Genomic DNA, 21,849 nt, shown 5'->3' on the forward strand with positions numbered 1-21,849 from the left:
CCCGGTGCCGCGCAGGAACAGCCGCGCCAGCGTGCGCTCGGAGAGCGCCAGGCGCGCCGCCCAGGCGGCCAGCCCGTCGCCATCGGCGGGCTGGCGCAGCAGGTGCTCGTGGATGGCGCGCAGGCGCGCATCGGCCGGCCACGGCATGTCCAGGTGGGCCAGGCCGTCCCAGTCGATCTCGCGCATCAGCAACTGCGCGATCAGGCCGTCCTTGCCCTGCGGGTCGTAGTCCATCGGCATGTCGGCGGCGCGCAGCAGCAGTTCGTGCAGCAGCGGCGACACGCCGGTCAGCGCCGGCCCGCGCCCCGCGCCCAGTCCGGGCACGATGTAGGCCGTGCGCAGCGACACGCGGCCGCGCATGCGGGTCTCGTGCGTCACGCCGGCCGGCATCCACAGCGCGCTGCGCGGCGGCACCAGCCACACGCTGCCGGCGGCGCTGACCTGCATCACGCCCTGCACTGCGTACATGAGCTGGTCGCGCGGGTGCTGGTGCGGACGGCTGTGATGGCCGTCCGGATACTCCTTGGGCATGGCGCCCAGCGCGCGATCGAGCCATTGGTAGTCGACCTGGTTGGTGCTCTTGCGGGTGCCGCGGGTGCTGTTCTGCGCCGTCATCGTGGGTGCGCCGCCGGGTTGTCCGAAACGGCGTAGTCATTGTCCGGATCCCCGCCACCGGCGGGGTCGCCCATTCCTAGAATCCGGATTTTGACATTGCCACGGCCACCCAATGAAAAAACACATCCTCGTGCTCGACATCGACGGCACCCTGACCGACACCGTGGCGCTGCACCAGCGCGCCTTCCTGGGCGCGATGCAGGCGCTGGCGCTGCCGTCGCTGGACACGGATTGGGGCGGTTACCCCCACCACACCGACACCGGCATCCTGCGCCATGCGCTCGCCCGCCACGGCCTGGCGGCGCCGTCCGCCGCGATGCAGGCCGGCTTCGAGCAGGACCTGGCCGAGCGCTTTCGCGCCGCCATGGCGACCGCGCCGATCCGCGAAATCGCCGGCGCGGCGGCCTTCACGCGCTGGCTCGACGACTCGGACTGGGCGGTGGTCTACGCCACCGGCGGCGTGCGCGCGGTCAGCGGCCTGAAGCTGGACGCGGCCGGCATCGTTTACCGGCCCGATGCGCTGTTCACCGCCAGCGAGGAGCCGTCGCGCGACGCCCTGGTGGCGCGCGCCGTGGCGCATGCGCGCCAGCGCCATCCGCAGGCGCGTGATGGCATGGTCCTGTCCATGGGCGATGGCCGCTGGGACCTGGAGGTGGCCGCCCGGCTGGGCCTGCGCTTCCTGGGCGTGGGCGCGACGGCGCAGGCGCGGCTGCTGGCCGAGCGCGGCGCCACGGTGCTGCCGGACTTGACCGGCGCCGCGGCGGCGTTGACGCGGCTGGCGGCGGCCTGACCCCGTTCACTGGCGTTCAAGACAGGACGGCCGTCGGCGCCGACGATGGCCGCTTTTTCCGAGGAACCGCGCATGTCCGTCCCCACCGCCCCTGTCGTCCCGTCCGCGCCCGCCGTGCCGGAGAAAATCGTGATCGTGCTGGCGGCAACGCTCGGCGTGGGCCAGGCCGCCAACGTCTCGGCCTGCCTGGCCGCGGGCCTCGCGGCCGCCCTGCCCGGCTGGGCCGGCGCGCCGCTGCGCGACCCCGATGGCATGGTCTCGTCGGCCATCTCGCACCTGCCCATCATCGTGCTCTCGGCCGATGCGGTGCGCATGGCGCAACTGCGCGAACGGCTGGCGCCCGCGCCGCCCGACGGCGCGCGGCTGGCCGTGTTCCCGGCCTATGCCCGCGAGATCCATGAGGCCGCCCACTATTGGGCGCGGCACCGCGAGACCTCGCACCGCGACCAGCCCCTGCTCGGCGTCGGCCTGGCCGGCGCCAAGCGCTGGATCAACGCGCTGACCGGCAGCCTGCCGATGCTGCGTTGAACGCCCGCGCGCCGGCGCAACCGCTCAGGCGCGTTCGCGGTACGCGGTGGCGCACAGGATCGACAGGAACAGCAGCAGCGCCAGCGTCAGCAACAGGCCGCCCGCCGCCGTGATGATGGCGTCGGAGCGCCACAACAGCAGCGCCTGGCGCAACGCGGCGCCCGTCACCTCGGTCAGGCCCGTCAGCAACAGCAGCACGACGGCGAACGGCCAGACCGAGCCGCGCAGCGCCTGGCGCGACCGCCGCCAGCCATAGCCATCCGTCAGGGCGGCCTGCGGCAGGGCCAGGGACCAGGATCCCAGCAGGTGCGTCATGGGCAGCCACAGGATCATCAGCAACAGCAATGCGATGGCCAGGAACACCGTGCTGGGCGTGTTCGGCATCTGGAAATACAGGGAGAGCGTCAGGCTGCCGCTGATCGACTTCAGGGCGGCGATCGCGACGATCGCCGCGAACACCAGGGCCAGCACCCGGGCCTGGGCGCCATCCAGGCTGGGCGCCTGGCGCGGCACGCCCGCCAGCTGGCGCTGCCACGCCAGCGCCACGCGCGCCAGGGCCAGCAGATTGACCACCGCCGCCAGCAGGAACCAGGTTTCGCGCGGACCGCCCGCCTGGTTCAGCAGAAGCGCGCCCGGCAGCGACAGCGCGAACAGCACGCAGGCCCACGGCGCGGCGGCGACCATGGCGGGAACCTGCGCGCTGAACTGGCGGGCCGTCAACGCCAGCAGGCGACGCGCGGTGAGCGGATGCGGCAAGGTGTACCTCTCTCGGTCAGGTCGGGACCATCGGCCCCGCGGCCGATGGCGACTCCAGGCCTTATACCAGAGACGCGCGCCCGCCGCGCCGCATTCAATCGGCCAGCAGGCCCGGCGCCAGCGCCGCCAGGGTGGCGATGTGCGCGTCCATTTCCTGCGGGCGCGGATTGTCGATATTGCCGGCGCCCGCCGTGCGCAACCGCAGTGTCAGCAGCCCGCCGCCGTCGGCGCTGAACTGCAGGCCGAACACCCAGTCCACGCCTTGCGCGCGGGCAATCAACGTCAGCCAGCCGGTGTCCGGCTCGATCAGGGTCCGGGCCCGCAACAGGCCGCGCGCCTCCAGCGCGGACGGCGCGGCGGCGGCGAAGCGCTGCATGGCCGCCAGCACGGTCGGGGTCTCTGCGGAGAAAGCGATCTGCACCAGTTGCAGCGGCGGCACCAGCAACCGGTGCGAGAACAGCCGCGGCATCGGGGTGGCGGCGGCCGTCCACGAAGCCGGCACCGTGACCGGTCCGGGATCCGCGATGCCCGCCGGCGCCGGCGCCGTGAGCCGGGCCTGTCCGGCGGTCGACGCACAGCCGCCGAACAGCACCGCGGCCAGGGCCGGCAGCAACAACCGGGGCAGCCACCGCAGGAAGCCGCCGCCCTCGCCGGCGCGCGGCGCTAGGATCTGGCCGCGCATGCCTGGCCCTCCGGCTTGTCGTGATAGGTGCGGAATTCCTCCAGGTCCGCCAGCGGCTTCTGCAACCGATAGCAAGCGTTCAGGCCGCGCAACAGCAGGAAGGCTTCCTCGCTGCCGAGGGACTTGGAGAAATCATCGTCGGCCAGCTTGGTCGAAATCTCGTCCAGCGTCTTCTGGTCGCGATAGCGCGCCAGCCGCTCGCCCAGCGTGTAGGCGGTCAGCGCGGCCTGCAGCCGGCCCTGCGCGTCGCTGACCTGCTCGACCGAGGCGCTGGCGCCGACCTTGCTCAGCAGCGCCGTCAGCGCCACCGACTTTTCCAGCACCGACTTGGGCACGATGCTCTCGAAGGTGCCCACCGACACCAGCGCGGTCGGCACGTTCAGCGGCGCGGCGCCGTCCATCACCTGGTTGGTGCGGGTGTTGTAGGTCAGCGCCTTTTCCCAGAACGCGCGCGTGCCGGCCACCGGACGCCCCACCACCACGTAGGTGCCCTGCTTGAGCAGGCCGAGGTTGGAGCCGGCCGACTGGCTCACCGCCGACTGCGAATACAGCTGCACGCTGTAGTCCAGCACCATGCGGTTGCGCTGGTTCGCCAGCACCAGCTCGGCGGCGGTGAAGGCCACCCCCACCAGCGGCGAGACCAGCGGATTGTTGGCCAGGCTGGCCGCGCCGTTGGCCACGCCCTGCGCCCGTTGCAGCGCGCGCAGGGTCTCGGCGTTGCGTTCGGTGGTGACGTCCATCACGCGCAGCCGGAACGACGGCGCCACGCGCTCGTCCCAGCGCTGCACGTAATACACCAGCAGATTGGAGAAGTTCAGGGATTGATCGGGCTGCACGCCGCGCTGGTACCAGACCACGATGGACTGGTTGCTGCCGTCGTCCTTGGCGGCGATGTCGAGAATGACCGCGTAGTCCGCCGGGCCGTCGATGCCGGCGGTCTTGACGCCGGCCGCGTCCTTCAGCGCCGGGATCTCGACGGACCGCATCATGATCGAGAGCGGCGCATTGGCGGGCACCGCCAGCAGCCGTTCCGCGTCGGAAGAGGCCGGCGCGCCGGCCTGCTCCAGCAAGCGCGCGCGCTCATCGTCGCCGGGCTTGAGATAGAAGATGCGGTTGTCGGCGTAGATCGGGGTGTGCACCGTGTAGGCGTCGCCGATGCGCGGCTCGCTGCCCGCGCACCCCGCCAACATCGCCGCCAGTCCCAACATGCCCCACCGCAACGCGGCGCCGTCCGGACGCCGCAGGCCGGACCATATCCGGCGCATGAACACGAAAGCCATACTTGCTCCGCAAGAAAAGGCCCGCAATGGATCGGAACAACGCCTACGCCAGGCGCGATGGGCAAGAGGCGGTCAAGACCGCCCTGGCCGCGGCCGGGGACTCCCGGCGCCAGCCGGCGCGGGAATGGTCGGCATTTTTATCATTATGTTTCTTTTTGTCAAACTTTCGCGCGGATGCCAGGTCCGTGGCGCCGGGCTCGCCTTGCTGGCGGCGTCTCGCGCCGGGCGGGCGCGAGAAAACTCCAATCGGCATTCGACATGACGGCATCCAGAGGCTCGGACGCCGATGATAGCCGGCGGGCGCCGCCGAAACGCCGGTCCTAGGCCGCGCCCAGCAGCCCGGGCCGTCCTTCGTGCGCCGCCTGGGCGCGCTGCTGGATGAACTCGATCATCATGGAGATGGCGCGCGGATGATGGCGGTTGGGCATGTAGAGCATGTACATGGCGCGGCCGAAGATGCTCAGCCGCCACTGCGGCAAGGCGGGCAGCAGGTCGCCGCGCGCGATGTCGTCGTGCACCACGTAATCGGGCACCACGCCGATGCCGAGCCCGGCCAGCGCCGCCTCGCGCAGGAACGCGTAGTTGCGCGAGATCACGGTGGGCTCCAGCACCACGTGCTGGCGCGGCTGGCCGCCATAGTAGGCCGACAGCCGCAGCGGCCGGCCGATCACGGCGGCGCTGATGATGGGCAGGCGCGCCAGCTCCGCCGGCTTGTCCGGCAGGCCGCGGACGCGCGCGAAATCGCGCGAGGCACAGGCCACGTAGCGCACCTGGCCCAGCTCGCGCGCCACCAGGTTGTGCGGCGGCTCGGACATGATGCGCACGGCGATGTCGACCTCGTCGCGCAGCAGGTCGTCGACGCTGTTCTCGAACAGCACGTCCAGCACGATGTCGGGATAGGCCTGCTTGAACTCGATCAGCCACGGCATCATCACGAACTGGCCGTAGCCGCTGGGCACGCTCAGGCGCACCTTGCCTTGCGGCGTCTTGCCCAGGGTTTCGACGGCCTCGCGCGCCGCCGCCAGTTCGTCCTGGATGCTGCGGCCGTGCTGGTACAGCTTGAGTCCGATTTCGGTGGGCTCGACGTGGCGCGTGGTGCGCCGCAACAGCTGCATGCCGACGGCGCGCTCCAGCTGGGTCAGGTGGTAGCTGACGTTGGCGCGCGTCATCTTCAGCCGGCGCGCCGCTTCGCTCAGGTTGCCCGCGTCCACGATCTCCACCAGCAGGGTCAGCGCTTTCGTATCCATATCGAATCTCCCGGACCCGCGCTGGCTTTGTCCATTGCATCCCGGCGGTCCGGGGGCATTGTCAAATTCTTTTATCGTCGTTGTCAATTATGGATGCCATTGTCAAGACTTCTTTGCTGGGAAAGAATAGACGGATACAAGACGGGCCGTTCCTGGCCCGCCAGGCGCCGCGACAGCGCCGCGTCCGCCCCCGGGGCCCCGCCGGCACAGCGCCTTCCCTGAGCCGCCGCGGCGTCCCGGCCAGGGCCGGCGCGGGCGGCGACCCTACCGGAGACACTGTCCCATGACAGCCAGCGCACCCGCCGGCGCCGTTCATACGCGCCGCGACGGCGACGTTCTCGTCGTCACCATCGATCATCCCCCCGTCAATGCCCTGAGCGCCGATGTGCGCGCGGGCCTGGCGCGCGCCATCGACCAGGCCGCCAGCGATCCGCAGGTGCGGGCCGTGCTGCTGACCGGCGCCGGCAACAACTTCATCGCCGGCGCCGACATCCGCGAATTCGGCAAGCCGCCGCGTCCGCCCGCCCTGCCCGACGTGTGCAACCAGATCGAGGCCAGCGCCAAGCCGGTCGTGGCCGCGCTGCACGGCGCCGCGCTGGGCGGCGGGCTGGAAGTGGCGCTGGCCGCGCACTACCGCGTGGCCCTGCCCGGCGCCAAGCTGGGACTGCCCGAAGTGACGCTGGGCCTGCTGCCCGGCGCGGGCGGCACGCAGCGCGCGCCGCGCCTGATCGGCGCCGCGGCGGCGCTGGATCTGATGCTGTCGGGCAAGCCGCTGACGGCGCAGGCCGCCGTCGCCGCCGGCCTGGCCGATGAACTGGCGAGCGGCGCCGACCCGCTGGCCGCCGGCCTGGACTACACCCGCCGGCTGCTGGCGCAAGGCGCCGCGCCGCGCCGCAGCCGCGACGGCCAGGCGCTGGCCGATAAAGCCGCCGCCCTGGCCGCGATCGACGCCGCCGGCCAGCGCAGCGCCGCCACCACGCGCGGCCTGTTCTCGCCGGCAAAGATCCTTGAAGCGGTGCGCGCGGCCGTCGAATTGCCGTTCGACGAGGGCCTGCGCACCGAACGCGCGCTGTTCCTGCAATGCCTGGACAGCCCGCAGCGCGCCGGCCTGATCCACGCCTTCTTCGCCGAACGCGAAACCGCCAAGATCCCCGAACTGAAGCAGGCCAGGCCGCGCCGGCTCGAGCGCGTCGGCGTGATCGGCGGCGGCACGATGGGCGCCGGCATCGCGGTGGCGCTGCTGGACGCGGGCCTGCCGGTGGTCATGGTCGAGCAGGACGACGCCGCGCTGGCGCGCGGCCGCCAGCGGGTCGAGCACGTCTACGACCTGCTGGTCGGCAAGAACCGCATGAGCGCCGACGAGCGCGGCGCCCGCCTGGCGCGCCTCACCGGCGCCACCGACTACGCGGCACTGGGCGATGCCGACCTGGTCATCGAGGCCGTGTTCGAGGACATGGACGTCAAGCAGGCCGTGTTCACGCAGCTGGACCGCGTGGTCCGGCCCGACGCGGTGCTGGCCACCAACACCTCGTACCTGGACGTGGACCGCATCGCCCAGGCCACGCGCGATCCGGGCCGCGTGCTCGGGCTGCACTTCTTCTCGCCCGCCAACATCATGAAGCTGCTGGAAGTGGTGGTCGGCCGCGACACGGCGGCCGACACCGTGGCCACCGGCTTCGAACTGGCGCGCCGCCTGCGCAAGATCTCGGTGCGCGCGGGCGTCTGCGACGGCTTCATCGGCAACCGCATCCTGGCGGTGCACCGCCAGGCGGCCGACATGATGATGGAAGACGGCGCCTCGCCCTACGACATCGACGCGGCGGTGCGCGACTTCGGCTATCCCATGGGTCCGTACCAGATGGTGGACCTGGCCGGCGGCGACATCGGCTGGGCCACCCGCAAGCGCCGCGCCGCCACCCGCGACCCGGCGCTGCGTTATGTGCAGATCCCGGACCGCCTGTGCGAGCGCGGCTGGTTCGGCCAGAAGACCGGCCGCGGCTTCTACCTGTACCCCGACGGCGCGCGCCACGGCACGCCCGACCCGGAAGTGCTGGCCATCATCGACGCCGAGCGCCAGCGCGCCGGCGTCGCCCCGCGCGCCTTCAGCGCCGAGGACATCCAGCGCCGCTACCTGGCGGCGATGATCAACGAGGCGGCCAACGTGCTGCGCGAGGGCATCGCGCTGCGGCCGTCGGACATCGACATGGTGTTCCTGTCGGGCTACGGCTTTCCGCGCCACCGCGGCGGGCCGATGCACTACGCCGACCGCGTCGGACTGGCCAACGTGCTGGCCGACATCCGCGCGTACGCCAAGGAAGACCCCGCGTTCTGGAAGCCGTCGCCGCTGCTGGTCGAACTGGCCGAATCCGGCCGCGATTTCGCCAGCCTGAACCAGGCCGCCTGACCCCACTCACCCAACGGAAACCGATATGCGCGAAGCCGTCATCGTCTCCACCGCCCGCACGCCCATCACCAAGGCGCAGCGCGGCGAATTCAACCTGATCGCCGGGCCGACCCTGGCCGCCCACGCGGTGCGCGCCGCGGTCGAACGCAGCGGCATCGACCCCGCCCTGATCGAGGACGCCTTCATCGGCTGCGGCTACCCCGAGGGCGCCACCGGCCGCAACATCGGCCGCCAGGCGGTGATCCGCGCCGGCCTGCCGGTCAGTGTCGGCGGCGCCACCGTCAACCGCTATTGCGCCTCGGGCCTGCAGGCCATCGCCTCGGCCGCGGCGCGCATCGTCATGGACGGCGCGCCCGCCATGCTCGCCGGCGGCGTCGAGCTGGTCTCGCAGATCCGCACCCGCGACGACGGCGTCAGCGGCATGGACCCGTGGATCGTGGCCAACAAGCCCGAGCTGTACCTGCCCATGATCGAGACCGCCGACATCGTCGCCGCGCGCTACGGCATCAGCCGCGAGGCGCAGGACCGCTTCGCCGCGCAGAGCCAGGCGCGCACCGAGGCCGCGCAGGCCGCCGGCCGCTTGCGCGAGGAGATCATCGCCGTGACCACCACCATGGCCGTCACCGACCGCGCCACCGGCGCCGTGTCGGAACGCGAGGTCACGGTGGACCAGGACACCTGCAACCGCCCCGGCACCACCTACGAGGCGCTGGCCAAGCTGGCGCCGGTGCGCGGCCCGGACCAGTTCGTGACGGCCGGCAACGCCTCGCAGCTGTCGGACGGCGCCGCCGCCTGCGTGCTGATGGAAGCGGCCGAGGCGCAACGCGCCGGCATCCGCCCGCTGGGCGCGTTCCGCGACCTGGCGATCGCCGGCTGCGAACCCGATGAAATGGGCATCGGCCCGGTCTACGCCGTGCCCAAGCTGCTGGCGCGCCACGGCCTGAAGGTCGACGACATCGACCTGTGGGAACTGAACGAAGCCTTCGCCTCGCAGGCCCTGTACTGCCAGGAGCGCCTGGGCATCCCGATGGAGCGGCTGAACGTCAACGGCGGCTCGATCGCGCTGGGCCACCCGTTCGGCGTCACCGGCGCCCGCCTGGCCGGCCACGTGCTGCTGGAAGGCCGCCGCCGCGGCGCGCGCTACGCCGTCGTCACCATGTGCGTGGGCGGCGGCATGGGCGCGGCCGGCCTGTTCGAAATCTACTGAGGAATCGCCCGATGGATCTGGAATTCACCCCTGAAGAAAACGCCTTCCGCGACGAGGTCCGCGCCTTCCTGGCAGCGCACCTGCCGGCGCGCCTGTCGGCCAAGGTCACGCAGGGCAAACTGCTGGCGCGCGCCGACATGGTCGAATGGCACGCCATCCTCAACCGCCAGGGCTGGCTCGCCAGCCACTGGCCGGTGGAATACGGCGGCACCGGCTGGAGCGCCACGCAGAAGTTCATCTTCGACAACGAATGCGCGCTGGCCGGCGCGCCGCGCATCGTGCCGTTCGGCCTGAGCATGCTGGGGCCGGTGCTGATCAAGTACGGCAACGAGGCGCAGAAGCGCCACTGGCTGCCGCGCATCCTGGACGGCTCGGACTGGTGGTGCCAGGGCTATTCCGAGCCCGGCGCCGGCTCGGACCTGGCCTCGGTCAAGACCACCGCGGTGCGCGACGGCGACCACTACGTCGTCAACGGCCAGAAGACCTGGACCACGCTGGGCCAGTACGCCAACATGATCTTCTGCCTGGTGCGCACCTCCAGCGAGGGCCGGCGCCAGGAAGGCATCAGCTTCCTGCTGATCGACATGGCCAGCCCGGGCGTGCAGGTGCGCCCCATCATCACGCTGGACGGCGAGCACGAGGTCAACGAGGTGTTCTTCTCGGACGCGCGGGTGCCGGTCGAGAACCTGGTGGGCGAGGAAAACCGCGGCTGGACCTGCGCCAAGTACCTGCTGACCTATGAGCGCACCAACATCGCCGGCGTCGGCCAGTCGACCGCGGCGCTGGAGCGCCTGAAGACGGTGGCCGCCAGCCAGAAGAAGAACGGCCGCCCGCTGGCCGAGGATCCCGACTTCGCCGCGCGGCTGGCGCGGGTGGAGATCGAACTGGCCAACATGCGCACCACCAACCTGCGCGTGGTGGCGGCGGTGGCCGGCGGCGGCGCGCCCGGCGCCGAAAGCTCGATGCTCAAGATCCGCGGCACCCAGATCCGCCAGGAGATCACCGCGCTGAACCGCCGCGCCATGGGCCCCTATGCGCGCCCGTTCGTGGCCGAGTCCCTGCACGACGGCTACGACGCCGCGCCCATCGGCCCCGAGGGCGCCGACAGCGCCGCGGCGCAGTACTTCAACAACCGCAAGCTGTCGATCTTCGGCGGCTCCAACGAAATCCAGAAGAACATCATCTCCAAGATGATCCTGGGACTGTAAAGGCCGGCCATGAACTTTGAACACACCGAAGACCGGCGCATGCTGTCCGACATGCTGCGCCGCTTTGTCGCCGAACAATACGACTTCGCCACGCGCGAGCGCCACGCAAAAATGGCGCAAGGCTACAACCCCGAATTCTGGCGCCGCTATGCCGAACTGGGCGCCATCGGCGCGCTGTTCGCAGAGGAGCACGGCGGCCTGGGCGGCGCGGGCTTCGACATCAGCGTGGTGTTCGAGGCGCTGGGCCGCGGCCTGGTGCTGGAACCCTTCCTGGATGCGTTGATGGTCGGCAGCGCCATCGCCCGCGCCGGCAGCGCGGCGCAGCGCGAGGCGCTGGACGGCCTGATCGCGGGCAGCATCACCGCCGCGCTGGCCGCGGCCGAGCCCGGCTCCGGCTACGCCCTGAACGAGGTGCGCGCGCGCGCCGAGCGCAGCGGCGACGGCTGGGCGCTGAACGGCGCCAAGGCCGTCGTGACGGGCGGCGAGCATGCCGACCTGTTCCTGGTGTCGGCGCGCACCAGCGGCGCCGAGGACGACGCAGCCGGCATCAGCCTGTTCCTGGTCAGCGCCGGCACCCCGGGCGTGACCGTGCGCGGCTACGACCTGATCGACGGCGGCCGCGCCGCGGAACTCGGCTTCGAGAACGTGGCGCTGGGCGCCGACAGCCTGCTGGGCGAGGCCGGCGCCGGCCATGCGCTGCTGGAGCATGCCACCGGCCGCGGCATCCTGGCGCTGTGCGCCGAGGCCGTGGGCGCGATGGACTGCGCCCGCGACGCGACCCTGGAATACCTGCGCACGCGGCGCCAGTTCGGCGTGCCGATCGGCAGCTTCCAGGCGCTGCAGCACCGCATGGCCGACGTGCTGCTGGAGATCGAGCAGGCGCGCTCGGCGGTCATCAACGCCGCGGCCGCGCTCGACCACCCCGACCGCGCCACGCGCGAACGCGCGCTGTCGGCCGCCAAGTACACCATCGGCCGCATCGGCACGCTGGTGGCCGAAGAGAGCATCCAGCTGCACGGCGGCATCGGCATGACCTGGGAGCTGCCGCTGGCGCATTACGCCAAGCGGCTGGTCATGATCGACCACCAGCTGGGCGACGAGGACCACCACCTGCGGCGCTACATCGCCCTGGGGCGGGCCTGAGCGGCGAGGAGCACATCATGACGCAGGCCCGCACAGACGCCCCCATCGCCCCGCCCCTCGCCCGGCCCTTCTCGGCCCCCTTCCCGGTCAGGACCGCCGCCGACGTCCAGCGCCTGGCGGCGCGGCCGCTGGCCGAGACGCTGACGGTGCAAAGCACCTACGAGCTCTTCCGCAACTCGGCCGCCGCCTTCGGCGACCGCCTGGCGCTGACCTTCCTGCGCAGCGCCGACCCCGACGAACCGGCGATCAGCTGGAGCTACAACGAACTGCTGGCCGGCATCCACCAGACCGCCAACCTGCTGCACAGCCTGGGCGTGGGTCCGACGGATGCGGTCGGGGTGCTGCTGCCCGGCTGCCTCGAATACCACCTGGCGCTGTGGGGCGGCGAGGCCGCCGGCATCGTGCAGCCGCTCAACCCGCTGCTGACCGAGGACAAGCTGGCCTCGCTGCTGGCCACCGCCGGCGCCAAGGTGCTGATCGCGTATGGCTCGGACACCGAGTGCGAGTCGTGGTCCAAGGCCCTGCGGCTGCGCGAGCGGGTGCCATCGCTGCGCACGCTGCTGCGCGTGGCGCCGCATGACGAACCGCCGTCGCGGCGGCCGGCGCTGCCGGACGACGCGCTCGACTTCAACAGCGCGCGCGCCGCCCAGCCGCTGGACCGGCTGCTGAACGAACGCGTGATCCGCGCCGACGACGTGGCCGCCTATTTCCATACCGGCGGCACTACCGGGGCGCCCAAGCTGGCCATCCATACCCACGCCAACCAGGTCTTCACGGCCTGGGCGGCGGTGCAGCTGCAGGGCGCGGGGCCGGGCGACGTGGTCATCAACGGCTATCCGCTGTTCCACGTGGCCGGCGTGCTGCCCGCCTCGCTGGCGGCGCTGTCGGCCGGCGTGCAGACCGTGATCCCGACCACGCTGCTGCTGCGCAACCGCGAGGTGCTGCGCAACTACTGGCGGCTGGTGGAGCGCCACCGCGCCACCTCGCTGCAAGGGGTGCCCACCATCCTGGCGGCGCTGGCCGAGATTCCGCTGGACGGCGCCGATATCTCGACCCTGCGCTACTGCCGCACCGGCGCCGCGCCGTTGCCGGCGGAGCTGGCGGCGCGCTTCGAGCGCCTGTTCGGCCTGCACGTGAACGAAAGCCTGGGCATGACGGAAATGGCCGGCATCACCTCGATCACGCCGCCCGGCTCGGACTTCCCGGTCAATTGCGTGGGTTTTCCGCTGCCCTACGTGCAGGTGCGCGTGGTCGGCCTGGACGCGCCCGCCGGCCAGCCGGCGCGCGACCTGCCGCCCGGGCAGGCCGGCATGCTGCTGTTCAAGTCGCCCAACGTGATTCCCGGCTTTCTCGACCCCGAGGACACCGCCCGCGCCTTCACCGAGGACGGCTGGCTCATCAGCGGCGACGTCGGCTTCCTCGACACCGAGGGCCGCCTGCACCTGCAGGGCCGCGCCAAGGACCTGATCATCCGCGGCGGCCACAACATCGATCCCAAGACCATCGAGGACGCGCTGGCCTCGCATCCGGCGGTGCGCATCTGCGCCGCGGTGGGCGCGCCCGATCCGTACGCGGGCGAGCTGCCGATCGCCTTCGTGACCCTGGCCGACGACGTCGAGGTCTCCGAGGCCGAGCTGGTCGCCTACGCCGCCGCCCACGTCGACGAGGCGCCGGCGCGGCCCAAGCGCGTGATCGTGCTCGAGCAGATGCCCATGACCAACGTCGGCAAGATCTACAAGCCCGACCTGCGCCGCCTGGCGACGGCGGTCTCGGCGCGCGCCGTGGTCGAGCGCGTCCTCGAACAGGCCGGCCTGCCGCCGGACAGTCCCCTGCTGCGCGTGCTGCCCGACGCGCAGCCCGACGTCGCCGTCGAAGCCGACGCCGCCACCCCCGCGCCGCTGAAGGAGCAGCTGCGCGAGGCCTTGCAACGATTGCCGGTCAAGGTCGCCCTGCGCGGCTGACCGGCGCCCCATAAAAAAACCACACTGGAGACACGCCCCCATGGCCCATCAACCCCTGCGCCGCGCCTGCGTCGGCGCCCTGCTGCTGGCGCTGGCCGGCGGCGCGCTGGCGCCCGCCGCGTCGGCGCAAAGCGCCTTTCCCAATCGCCCCATCACCCTGATCGTGCCGTTCCCGGCCGGCGGCTCCACCGATCGCCACATGCGCATCGTGGCGCAGGACGCTTCCAAGTACCTGGGCCAGCCGGTCGTGGTCGAGAACCGGCCCGGCGTCGGCGGCACGCTCGGCCCGGCCACCATGTCGCGCACCGCCAAGCCCGACGGCTACACCGTCGCGCTGTACACGCTGGCGATGCTGCGCATGCCCTACATGCAGAAGACCTCGTGGGATCCGATCAACGACTTCACCTTCATCCTGGGGCTGTCGGGCTACACCTTCGGCTTCACGGTGCGCGCCGACTCGCCCTACAAGACCTTCAACGAATACATCGAAGCCGCGCGCAAGAACCCCGGCAGCGTCGACTACGGCTCGACCGGCGTGGGCTCATCGCCGCACCTGCTGATCGAGGAAGTGGCCATCAACGCCAAGGTCAAGCTGAACCACGTGCCGTACAAGGGCAACGCCGACATGCAGCAGGCGCTGCTGGGCGGCCACGTGATGGCGCAGAGCGACGCCACCGGCTGGGACCAGTTCGTGGACTCGGGCAAGATGCGGCTGCTGGTGACGTTCGGCGACAAGCGCACCACGCGCTGGCCCGACGTGCCCACGGCGCAGGAGCTGGGCTACAAGGTCGTGTCGACCTCGCCTTATGGCCTGGCCGGCCCCAAGGGCATGGACCCGGCGGTGGTCAAGACGCTGCATGACGCCTTCAAGAAGGCGCTGTTCGACCCGGCCAGTATCGAGATCATGAAGCAGCTGAACCAGGAGCCGGCCTACCGCGACAGCGCCGACTACAAGGCCTGGGCGCAGGCCACCTACGTCAAGGAAAAAAGCCTGATCGAGTACCTGGGACTGATGGCCAAGGACTGACGCCCCACCCCTGGTTTCGTCCAGGACGGGCCGGACGCCTCGCGGCGGCCGGCCCGTTTTTCATTGGAACGCGGACTTGTAGGCGTACAGGCCGGGCGCGCCGCCCGTCATCACGAACAGCACGTCGCTGCCCGGCGCGTGGCGGCCGGCGCGCAGGTCGGCCAGCAGGCCGGCGAAGGCCTTGCCCGAATACACCGGATCGAGCAGCAGCCCTTCGCTGCGCGCCAGCAGGCCGACCGCCTCCAGCATGGCCGGCGTCGGCACGCCATAGGCCAGGCCGCGCTGGCTGCCATCGACCAGGATGTCGTTGGGCGCCGGCGCCGCGATCTCGTCCGCCTGGCCCTGCGCCAGCAGCGCCAGCGTGGCGGCGGTGAGGTCGACCGTCTTGGCATGCGCGACCTCGACGTCGGCCAGCGTGGTGAACGACTGCACGCGGGTGGCGGGCAGGCCCGCCGCGACCACGCCAGCCGCCAGGCCGGCATGGGTGCCGGCGCTGCCGTTGGCCACCACGATGCGGGCGAAGTCCGCGCCCAGTTCACGCGACTGCGCCAGGATCTCCAGCGCGCAGGCGGCGTAGCCGAGCGCGCCGATGGGCGTCGACCCGCCCAGCGGCGCCAGGTAGACGCGGCGCCCGGCCAGCTCCAGCGCGCGCACCCGCTCCAGCGCCGCCGCCATGGCATCGGCGCCCGCCGGCAGCGCATGCACCGTCGCGCCGAACAGGCGGTTCAGCAGCATGTTGCCGTTTTCCTCGTAATCGACGTCGTCGCGCGGCACCACCCGGCCCAGCACCAGCTCGCAGGCCATGCCGGCGCGGGCCGCGGCCGCCGCGGTCAGGCGCGCGTGGTTCGATTGCAGGCCGCCGACCGTCACCACGGTATCGGCACCCTGCGCGCGCGCCTCGCCCAACAGGAACTCCAGCTTGCGCAGCTTGTTGCCGCCGCCGCCCAGCGACATGTGATCGTCGCGCTTGACGTACAGGCGCACGCCGTTGGCCGAGGCGCCCAGGGCCGCCTCCAGTCCGGCCAGGCGCTGGATCGGCGTGGGGCCGTCGAGCAAGGCATGACGGGGAAAGCGCTGCAACGCGGACGAAAGGCCAGTGGGCATGGGGAATCCAGGAAAAGAGGCATGGCCGGCGGCGCGCGCCGCCGACGCGGGACGCCGACCGCAGCAGGATACGCCAAGACGGCCGCGCGATTGATCAGGGCTGGCATGCCGATTGTGCAGAAAGCGGCATGAATCCGCCGCGCCAGGGGCGGTCCACACCGCAAGGCGCGTCCCAGGGCCTGTGCGAGGCTTCTTGTCGTGTGAACCGGCCCTAGCCCTCGGCGGCCGAACCCTGCGCGGCCCGCCGCATCTGCTCGAAACAGAACTCGCGCGCGATGCGGGTGGCCGGGCTTTCGCTGCGGCCGCGCAGCGTGACGAAGGCGAAGTGCGCCGCGATGTCGAAGTCCGGCGGCGGCGGCAGGCGCGCCAGGCGGCCCGCGGCGATCGGCCCCGCGGCCGACGCCAGCACGCCCAGATAGACCGCGTCCGAGCGCGCGGCGATATCGAGCAGGCCGGCGATGTCCTCGCTCTCCATGTGCAGTTCGAAGCCGTCCGGCCGCGCCGCCGCGACGCGCCGCCGGATCTCCGGCGACAGGCCGGTGGACATCACCGGATAGGCCAGCACCTGCGGCAGAGACGGCGCGGGGCCCGCCAGCAGTGGATGGTCCGGGCGGCAGACGAAGCCCGACGCCAGGCTGGGCATGGCGGCCACGTCCAGGTCGGCGTCGTTGTCCAGCGTGCGCACGTGCACCACCAGCGCGTCCAGGGCGCGTTCACGCAGGCCGGCGAGCAGCGCGTCGGTCGGCCCGCGCGACAGGCGCACGCGCAGCCGCGGATAGGCGTCCATCACATGGCGCATCAGCGGCACGCTGAACAGCGCGCTGGGCGCGGCGCCCAGGCCCAGCGCCACCGCGCCGGCCTCGCCCTGCGCCAGCAGCTCGGCCTCGCGCCGGATCTCGTGCACCTCGGCCAGCACCCGGCGGGCGCGCGCGGCCACCTGCCGGCCCAGCGGCGTGGCCTCGTTGCGCTTGCCGATGCGGTCCACCAGCGGCGCCCCCAGCTCGGCCTCCAGCAGCTGGATGCTGCGGCTGAACGCCGGCTGCGACAGATGCAGCGATTCCGCGGCGCGGGTGAACGAGCCGGTTTCCAGCAGCGCCACCAGATGGGCCAGTTGCGAAAGATTCATGAAGACTCCGGCCGCGGCCGCGCCGCGAATAATCATGCATAAAACGCATTGTAATCAGCCAATCAATCGATTGGACATATGAAAACAGCGCTTCTAGCATTCCGGAAAACACACAACACCCAAGGGAATCCGATGAAGACATTGCTGTTATCCGCCGTCGCCACGCTCGCCCTGCTGGCCACGGGCGCCGCCGCCGCCGAAGACTACCCCGTCCGGCCGGTATCGCTGATGGTGCCGTATCCGGCCGGCGGCGCCAGCGACATCACGGCGCGCGCGCTGCAGGGGCCGATGACCGGGACGCTGGGCGGCCAGGTCATCGTCGAGAACCTGGGCGGCGCCAACGGCGTGCTCGGCGCCAATCGCGTGCTGGGCGCCAAGGCCGACGGCTACTACGTGTTCCAGGGATCGCCCAACGAACTGATCCTGGCCGGGCTGACCAACAAGTCGGTCCACTACCGGCCCGAGGCCTTCCGCATGATCGCGCCGGTCGCCACCTCGCCCTATGTCGTGATGACGCGCGCCGGGCTGGGCGTGGCCAACGTCGATGAACTGGTGGCGCTGGCCAGGCGCGGCGGCGCGCCGCTGACCTATGGCTCGGGCGGCGCGGGTTCGATGATCCACCTCATCACCGAGGCCCTTGCCAAGCGCGCCGGCCTGACGCTGACGCACATCCCCTATCGCGGCGCGTCGCCGATGCTGACCGACATGGCGGGCGGCCAGATCGACTTCGCCATCGTGCCCTATCAGGCCAACTACGCGGACCTGCGGCGCGAAGGCCGCATCCGCATCATTGGCACCCTCAACCGCGAACGCCTGCCGATGCTGCCCGATGTGCCCAGCGTGCAGGAGAGCGCCAGCCTGAAGGATTTCAACTACACCATCTGGACCGCCTACATGGTCAAGCAGGGCACGCCCGACGCGGTGGCGCAGAAGCTGCACGCCGCGGTCGAGGCGGCGCTGGCCGACCCCGCCGCGCGCAAGACGCTGCTGGCCCAGGGCAAGATCCTGTTCGAGCCGCAGACCCTGGCCGCCAGCGAAGCCTTCTATGCCGAACAGACCGCGCGCCTGACCGAACTGGTGCGCAGCAGCGGTTTCCAGGCCGAATGAGCGGCCGCCCTTTTCCTTCCCACGGAGTCTGCATGTCCGACACTCTCATCCAGCCGGTGCTGGCGCATCTCGACGAGCGCCAGCCGTCCATCGCGCACTGGCTCAAGGCGTTCCTGCGCATCCCCAGCGTCAGCGCCGACCCGGCCTTTGCCGAGCACATGGCGCAGGCGCGCGACTTCCTGTGCGAGCGGCTGCGCCGCGAGGGGCTGCACAACGTGCAATTGCTGGACGGCGGCGGCGAGCCGGCCGTCTACGGCGAGTGGCTGGGCGCGCCCGGCAAGCCCACGCTGCTGATCTACGGCCACTACGACGTGCAGCCCGCCGACCCGCTGGAACTGTGGCGCACGCCGCCCTTCGAGCCGACCCAGGTCGGCGACCGGCTCTATGCGCGCGGCGCCTCCGACGTCAAGGGCTCGACCACCGTGGCGCTGGAGGTGGTGTTCGCCTTCCTGGCCACGCTGCGCAGTTGCCCGGTCAACATCAAGGTGTTCATCGAGGGCGAAGAGGAAACCGGCAGCCCCACGCTGCGGACGCTGATCCAGCGTCACGGCGCCCTGCTGGCCGCCGACGCGGTGCTGTCGGCCGACGGCGGCCGCGCCAGCGCCCAGGTGCCGACCATCAACACCGGCGCGCGCGGCAACGCGGCGCTGGAGGTGCGGCTGCGCACGGCGGCCAAGGATCTGCATTCCGGCCGCTATGGCGGCGGCGTGCGCAACGCGCTGCACGACATGGCCGCGCTGCTGGCCACGCTGCATGCGGCCGATGGCCGCGTCGCGGTGGCCGGCTTCGACGACGACGCCACGCCGCCCACGCCGCGCCAGCGCCAGGACACGGCCGCGTTTCCCTATGACGAGGCGGCGTTCTTCGACGACGTGGGCGCGGCCAGCCATGGCGAGCCGGGCTACAGCCCGCGCGAGCGCATCACGCTGCGCCCGGCGCTGGACGTGAACGGCATGTGGGGCGGCTACACCGGCGCCGGCACCAAGACCATCATCGCCTGCGAGGCCTCGGCCAAGCTGACCGTGCGCGTGGTCGAAGGCCAGGACCCGGCGCGCGTGATCCGCGCGGTCCTGGCGCACCTGCGGGCCCACTGCCCGCCCGGCGCCGCGCTGGAGGTGGTGGCGATGCACGACGGCTCGCCGGCCTCGACGCTGGCGCCGGACCATCCGCTGGTGCGCGCGGCCCAGGCGGTGCTGCAGGCCGGCGACGGCCGCGAGCCGATCCACGTGCGGCTGGGCGCCACCGTGCCCATCACCTCGGTGTTCAAGGAGACGCTCGGCATCGACACGCTGATGTTCGGCTTCAACCTGCCCGACGAGGACGTGCACGCGCCCAACGAGTTCTTCCGCATCGGCTCGATCCGCGAGGGCGTGCAGGCCTGGACGCGGCTGCTCGACGCGCTCGGCCAGTACCAGCCGGCGGCGTTCCGCGCCTGAGCGCGGCAGGCCCGGGGCCGGGGCAAGGCCCCAGGCCCCGCCGCGCGGACTCGCGGGGGGATCGCGCGGCGGACGCCAACAATTTTGGTATGCAATAAATGTTGCCAGTCCGGTATCGGATTTTGATAGACTGACCGCCTCGACAGCCCCACCCCGGCCCCGCGGCCGCGCTCCATGACCCAGGAAGTTCCCGCCGATCCCAGCGCCGACGATATCGCCAAGGCCATTGCCGCCGCCATCGTGGCGCACCGGCTGCCGCCCGGCACCCGTCTGCGCGAGGAAGCCCTGGCGCGCGTCTACAAGGTCAGCCGCACCAAGATCCGCGCGGCCCTGCTGATGCTGTCCAAGGACAAGCTGATCAACATCGTGCCCGACAAGGGCGCCTTCGTCAGCAAGCCCGACGCCAACGAGGCGCGCGAGGTCTACGCCGTGCGCCGCATCCTCGAGGCCGCGCTGGCGCGCGAGTTCGTGGCGCGCGCCACGGCGGCCGACTACCGCCGCATCGACGCCCACCTGGCCGAGGAACGCGCGGCGGTGGAAAGCGGCGACGTGCAGACGCGCAACCGCCTGCTGGGCGACTTCCACATCCTGCTGGCCGAGACCGTCGGCAACTCGGTGCTGACCGGCATGCTGCGCGAGCTGTCGGCGCGCAGCGCCGTGATCACCGTGCTGTACCAGAGCTCGCACGACGCCAGCTGCTCCTCGCGCGAGCACCACGCCTTCATCGACGCGGCCCGCGCCGGCGACACCGCGCGCGCCTGCGCGCTGATGGACGAGCACCTGGAACACGTGCAGACCGCGCTCGACTTCGACGAAGACGCCCACGCCGCCAGCGACCTGGTCACCGCCCTGTTGCGCTGACGCGCGCGCCCCGCCCGCGGCTTGATCGCGCGCAAGGTTTGATTCCGCGCAAACGGCGCCGCGCCTCCTCCCGATACAGTGTTACGTAGTCGCCGCCTGTCGCGGCGGCTGCTGCACAAACACGGGAGACACCATGTACAAGCACATTCTCATTCCCACGGACGGCTCGCAATTGTCCTCGGAAGCCCTGGTCGAAAGCCTCAATCTGGCCAAGTCGCTGGGCGCCCGCACCACCATCCTCACGGTCGAGGAACCCTTTCACGTCTTCGCCATGGGCGCCGCGCAGGTGGCCCACAGCCTGAGCGAGTACCAGGACCAGATCCGCGCCCAGGCCGAGCGCCTGCTGAGCGCGGCCGCCACCCAGGCGCGCGAGGCCGGCGTGCCGTGCGAAACGCTGCGCGCCACCGATGAAGACCCCTATCGCGCCATCATCAACGCCGCCGCCGAGCGCGGCTGCGACCTGATCGCCATGGCCTCGCACGGCCGCCGCGGCATGGCCGCGGTGGTGCTGGGCAGCCAGACCCAGAAGGTGCTGGCGCATTCCACCACGCCGGTGCTGGTGTACCGCAAGCAACGCTGAACCGCGCCGGCCCGCGGGCCGGCGTCCCCGGGGCCGCCGCGCATCCACGCGGACAGCGGCGGCCTTTCCCCCGGCGCATCACGGCCCGGGATGCAGCAACTGCTCCATGCGTTCCTGGATCCAGCGCACGGTGGCGCTGGGCGTATGCCCCTGCAGCCACAGCGTGCGCACCGGCAGCGGCGGCAGCGACAGGCCGACGCAGGGCACGCAGGCCAGGTCCTTGCGGTAGCCCTCGTACTCGGCGATGTTCAGCGGCAGGATCGCCCAGCCCAGGCCGTCGACCGCCATCGCCGCAATGCTGTAGAAGCTGTCCGAGCGCCAGGCCGACGGGCTCATCACCACGTCCTCCACCCCTTCCATCTGCATCACCAGCTGGCGATGGCGCGCCAGGTCATTGCGCGTGACCTCGGGCAGCGCCGCCAGCGGATGATCGCGCGCGACGAAGATGCCCTGGCCGACGTCGCCCAGGTAGCGGTGGGCGAAGGCCGGGCCCGGGTCGCCGCGGTCGAAGTGGAAGGCCACGCTGGCGCGGCCCTGCTGCACGTAGTCCGCCACCTCGGTGGCGGTGCCGTTGAGCTGGCTCAGTTCCAGCGCCGGAAAGCGCGTCGACACTTCCCGCACCAGCACGGCCAGCACGCGGTCGGGCAAGGCTTCGTCGAGCGCCACGCTCAGGCGCGCATCCTGCCCGGCGGCGAATGACAGCGCGCGCTGTTCCAGGCCGGCCGCCTGGCGCAGCAATTCGCGCGCCTCCAGCAGCAGCACTTCGCCGGCCCGCGTCAGCGTGGCG

Annotated in this window: 20 protein-coding genes; 12 read left to right on the plus strand and 8 right to left on the minus strand. The window is 71.6% G+C overall.

Translation table 11 applies throughout. From position 1 onward, the window contains the following. Positions 1–615 (minus strand): AraC family ligand binding domain-containing protein (locus AOZ53_RS13935; RefSeq protein ID WP_054488240.1); only part of this gene is annotated, 615 nt, incomplete at its 3' end. A 112-nt stretch (positions 616–727) separates the two neighbouring features. Between AOZ53_RS13935 and AOZ53_RS13940 the strand changes: the two genes are divergently transcribed. Then, positions 728–1,405, plus strand: coding sequence for an HAD family hydrolase (locus AOZ53_RS13940; protein ID WP_054488241.1), 678 nt, complete (start codon positions 728–730; stop codon positions 1,403–1,405). 72 nt (positions 1,406–1,477) lie between these two features. Continuing rightward, positions 1,478–1,933: a DUF2000 domain-containing protein gene (locus AOZ53_RS13945; RefSeq protein WP_231689949.1), complete on the plus strand. Its 456-nt coding sequence runs from the start codon at positions 1,478–1,480 to the stop codon at positions 1,931–1,933. A gap of 24 nt (positions 1,934–1,957) precedes the next feature. Here AOZ53_RS13945 and AOZ53_RS13950 read toward each other — a convergent pair whose 3' ends face one another. The 4 genes from AOZ53_RS13950 to AOZ53_RS13965 all read right to left on the minus strand — a co-directional run bounded on the left by AOZ53_RS13950 (position 1,958) and on the right by AOZ53_RS13965 (position 5,898). Continuing rightward, positions 1,958–2,689, minus strand: a complete 732-nt coding sequence (locus AOZ53_RS13950; protein ID WP_054434794.1) for a hypothetical protein — start codon at positions 2,687–2,689, stop codon at positions 1,958–1,960. Positions 2,690–2,783: 94 nt separating this feature from the next. Beyond that, on the minus strand, positions 2,784–3,371 hold the full coding sequence (locus tag AOZ53_RS13955; protein ID WP_054488242.1) for a hypothetical protein: 588 nt from the start codon (positions 3,369–3,371) through the stop codon (positions 2,784–2,786). Continuing rightward, positions 3,353–4,651, minus strand: coding sequence for a hypothetical protein (locus AOZ53_RS13960; protein WP_054488244.1), 1,299 nt, complete (start codon positions 4,649–4,651; stop codon positions 3,353–3,355). Before AOZ53_RS13960 ends, AOZ53_RS13955 begins: the two co-directional genes overlap by 19 nt. A gap of 320 nt (positions 4,652–4,971) precedes the next feature. After that, the gene (locus tag AOZ53_RS13965; RefSeq protein ID WP_054434788.1) at positions 4,972–5,898 is read right to left on the minus strand and encodes a LysR family transcriptional regulator; all 927 of its coding nucleotides are present in this window, start codon (positions 5,896–5,898) and stop codon (positions 4,972–4,974) included. Positions 5,899–6,181: 283 nt separating this feature from the next. Here AOZ53_RS13965 and AOZ53_RS13970 point away from each other — a divergent pair, with 283 nt between their 5' ends. From AOZ53_RS13970 to AOZ53_RS13995, 6 genes are read left to right on the plus strand one after another with little or no spacing between them, the layout of a single operon-like run. Continuing rightward, positions 6,182–8,302, plus strand: a complete 2,121-nt coding sequence (locus tag AOZ53_RS13970; protein ID WP_054488246.1) for a 3-hydroxyacyl-CoA dehydrogenase NAD-binding domain-containing protein — start codon at positions 6,182–6,184, stop codon at positions 8,300–8,302. A gap of 25 nt (positions 8,303–8,327) precedes the next feature. Next, positions 8,328–9,509: an acetyl-CoA C-acyltransferase gene (locus AOZ53_RS13975; protein WP_054488248.1), complete on the plus strand. Its 1,182-nt coding sequence runs from the start codon at positions 8,328–8,330 to the stop codon at positions 9,507–9,509. 11 nt (positions 9,510–9,520) lie between these two features. After that, entirely contained in the window at positions 9,521–10,717 is a 1,197-nt protein-coding gene (locus tag AOZ53_RS13980) for an acyl-CoA dehydrogenase family protein (protein ID WP_054488250.1), read from the plus strand. A gap of 9 nt (positions 10,718–10,726) precedes the next feature. Further along, the gene (locus AOZ53_RS13985) at positions 10,727–11,860 is read left to right on the plus strand and encodes an acyl-CoA dehydrogenase family protein (RefSeq protein WP_054434779.1); all 1,134 of its coding nucleotides are present in this window, start codon (positions 10,727–10,729) and stop codon (positions 11,858–11,860) included. A gap of 17 nt (positions 11,861–11,877) precedes the next feature. Further along, a complete protein-coding gene (locus tag AOZ53_RS13990; RefSeq protein ID WP_054434777.1) occupies positions 11,878–13,821 on the plus strand; it encodes an acyl-CoA synthetase in 1,944 nt (647 codons plus the stop codon). A gap of 40 nt (positions 13,822–13,861) precedes the next feature. Continuing rightward, entirely contained in the window at positions 13,862–14,848 is a 987-nt protein-coding gene (locus tag AOZ53_RS13995) for a tripartite tricarboxylate transporter substrate binding protein (protein WP_054434775.1), read from the plus strand. A gap of 60 nt (positions 14,849–14,908) precedes the next feature. Here the strand turns inward: AOZ53_RS13995 and AOZ53_RS14000 are convergent, their stop codons facing one another. Together AOZ53_RS14000 and AOZ53_RS14005 are read right to left on the minus strand one after the other, a co-directional pair. Continuing rightward, positions 14,909–15,952: a D-cysteine desulfhydrase family protein gene (locus AOZ53_RS14000; RefSeq protein WP_054488252.1), complete on the minus strand. Its 1,044-nt coding sequence runs from the start codon at positions 15,950–15,952 to the stop codon at positions 14,909–14,911. A 211-nt stretch (positions 15,953–16,163) separates the two neighbouring features. Then, on the minus strand, positions 16,164–17,078 hold the full coding sequence (locus tag AOZ53_RS14005; protein ID WP_054434771.1) for a LysR family transcriptional regulator: 915 nt from the start codon (positions 17,076–17,078) through the stop codon (positions 16,164–16,166). 132 nt (positions 17,079–17,210) lie between these two features. Between AOZ53_RS14005 and AOZ53_RS14010 the strand changes: the two genes are divergently transcribed. From AOZ53_RS14010 to AOZ53_RS14025, 4 genes are all read left to right on the plus strand, one after another. Beyond that, on the plus strand, positions 17,211–18,185 hold the full coding sequence (locus AOZ53_RS14010; RefSeq protein WP_054488254.1) for a tripartite tricarboxylate transporter substrate binding protein: 975 nt from the start codon (positions 17,211–17,213) through the stop codon (positions 18,183–18,185). Positions 18,186–18,217: 32 nt separating this feature from the next. Beyond that, entirely contained in the window at positions 18,218–19,621 is a 1,404-nt protein-coding gene (locus AOZ53_RS14015) for a dipeptidase (protein ID WP_054488257.1), read from the plus strand. Positions 19,622–19,795: 174 nt separating this feature from the next. Further along, a complete protein-coding gene (locus AOZ53_RS14020) occupies positions 19,796–20,482 on the plus strand; it encodes a GntR family transcriptional regulator (protein ID WP_054434765.1) in 687 nt (228 codons plus the stop codon). A gap of 133 nt (positions 20,483–20,615) precedes the next feature. Further along, on the plus strand, positions 20,616–21,062 hold the full coding sequence (locus AOZ53_RS14025; RefSeq protein ID WP_054434763.1) for a universal stress protein: 447 nt from the start codon (positions 20,616–20,618) through the stop codon (positions 21,060–21,062). Between the two features lie 78 nt (positions 21,063–21,140). Here the strand turns inward: AOZ53_RS14025 and AOZ53_RS14030 are convergent. Then, on the minus strand, positions 21,141–21,849 hold a 709-nt coding region (locus tag AOZ53_RS14030; RefSeq protein ID WP_054488259.1), incomplete at its 5' end, for a substrate-binding domain-containing protein.

This window comes from Achromobacter sp. 2789STDY5608621 (assembly GCF_001299375.1).
Taxonomy (GTDB): domain Bacteria; phylum Pseudomonadota; class Gammaproteobacteria; order Burkholderiales; family Burkholderiaceae_B; genus Achromobacter; species Achromobacter insuavis.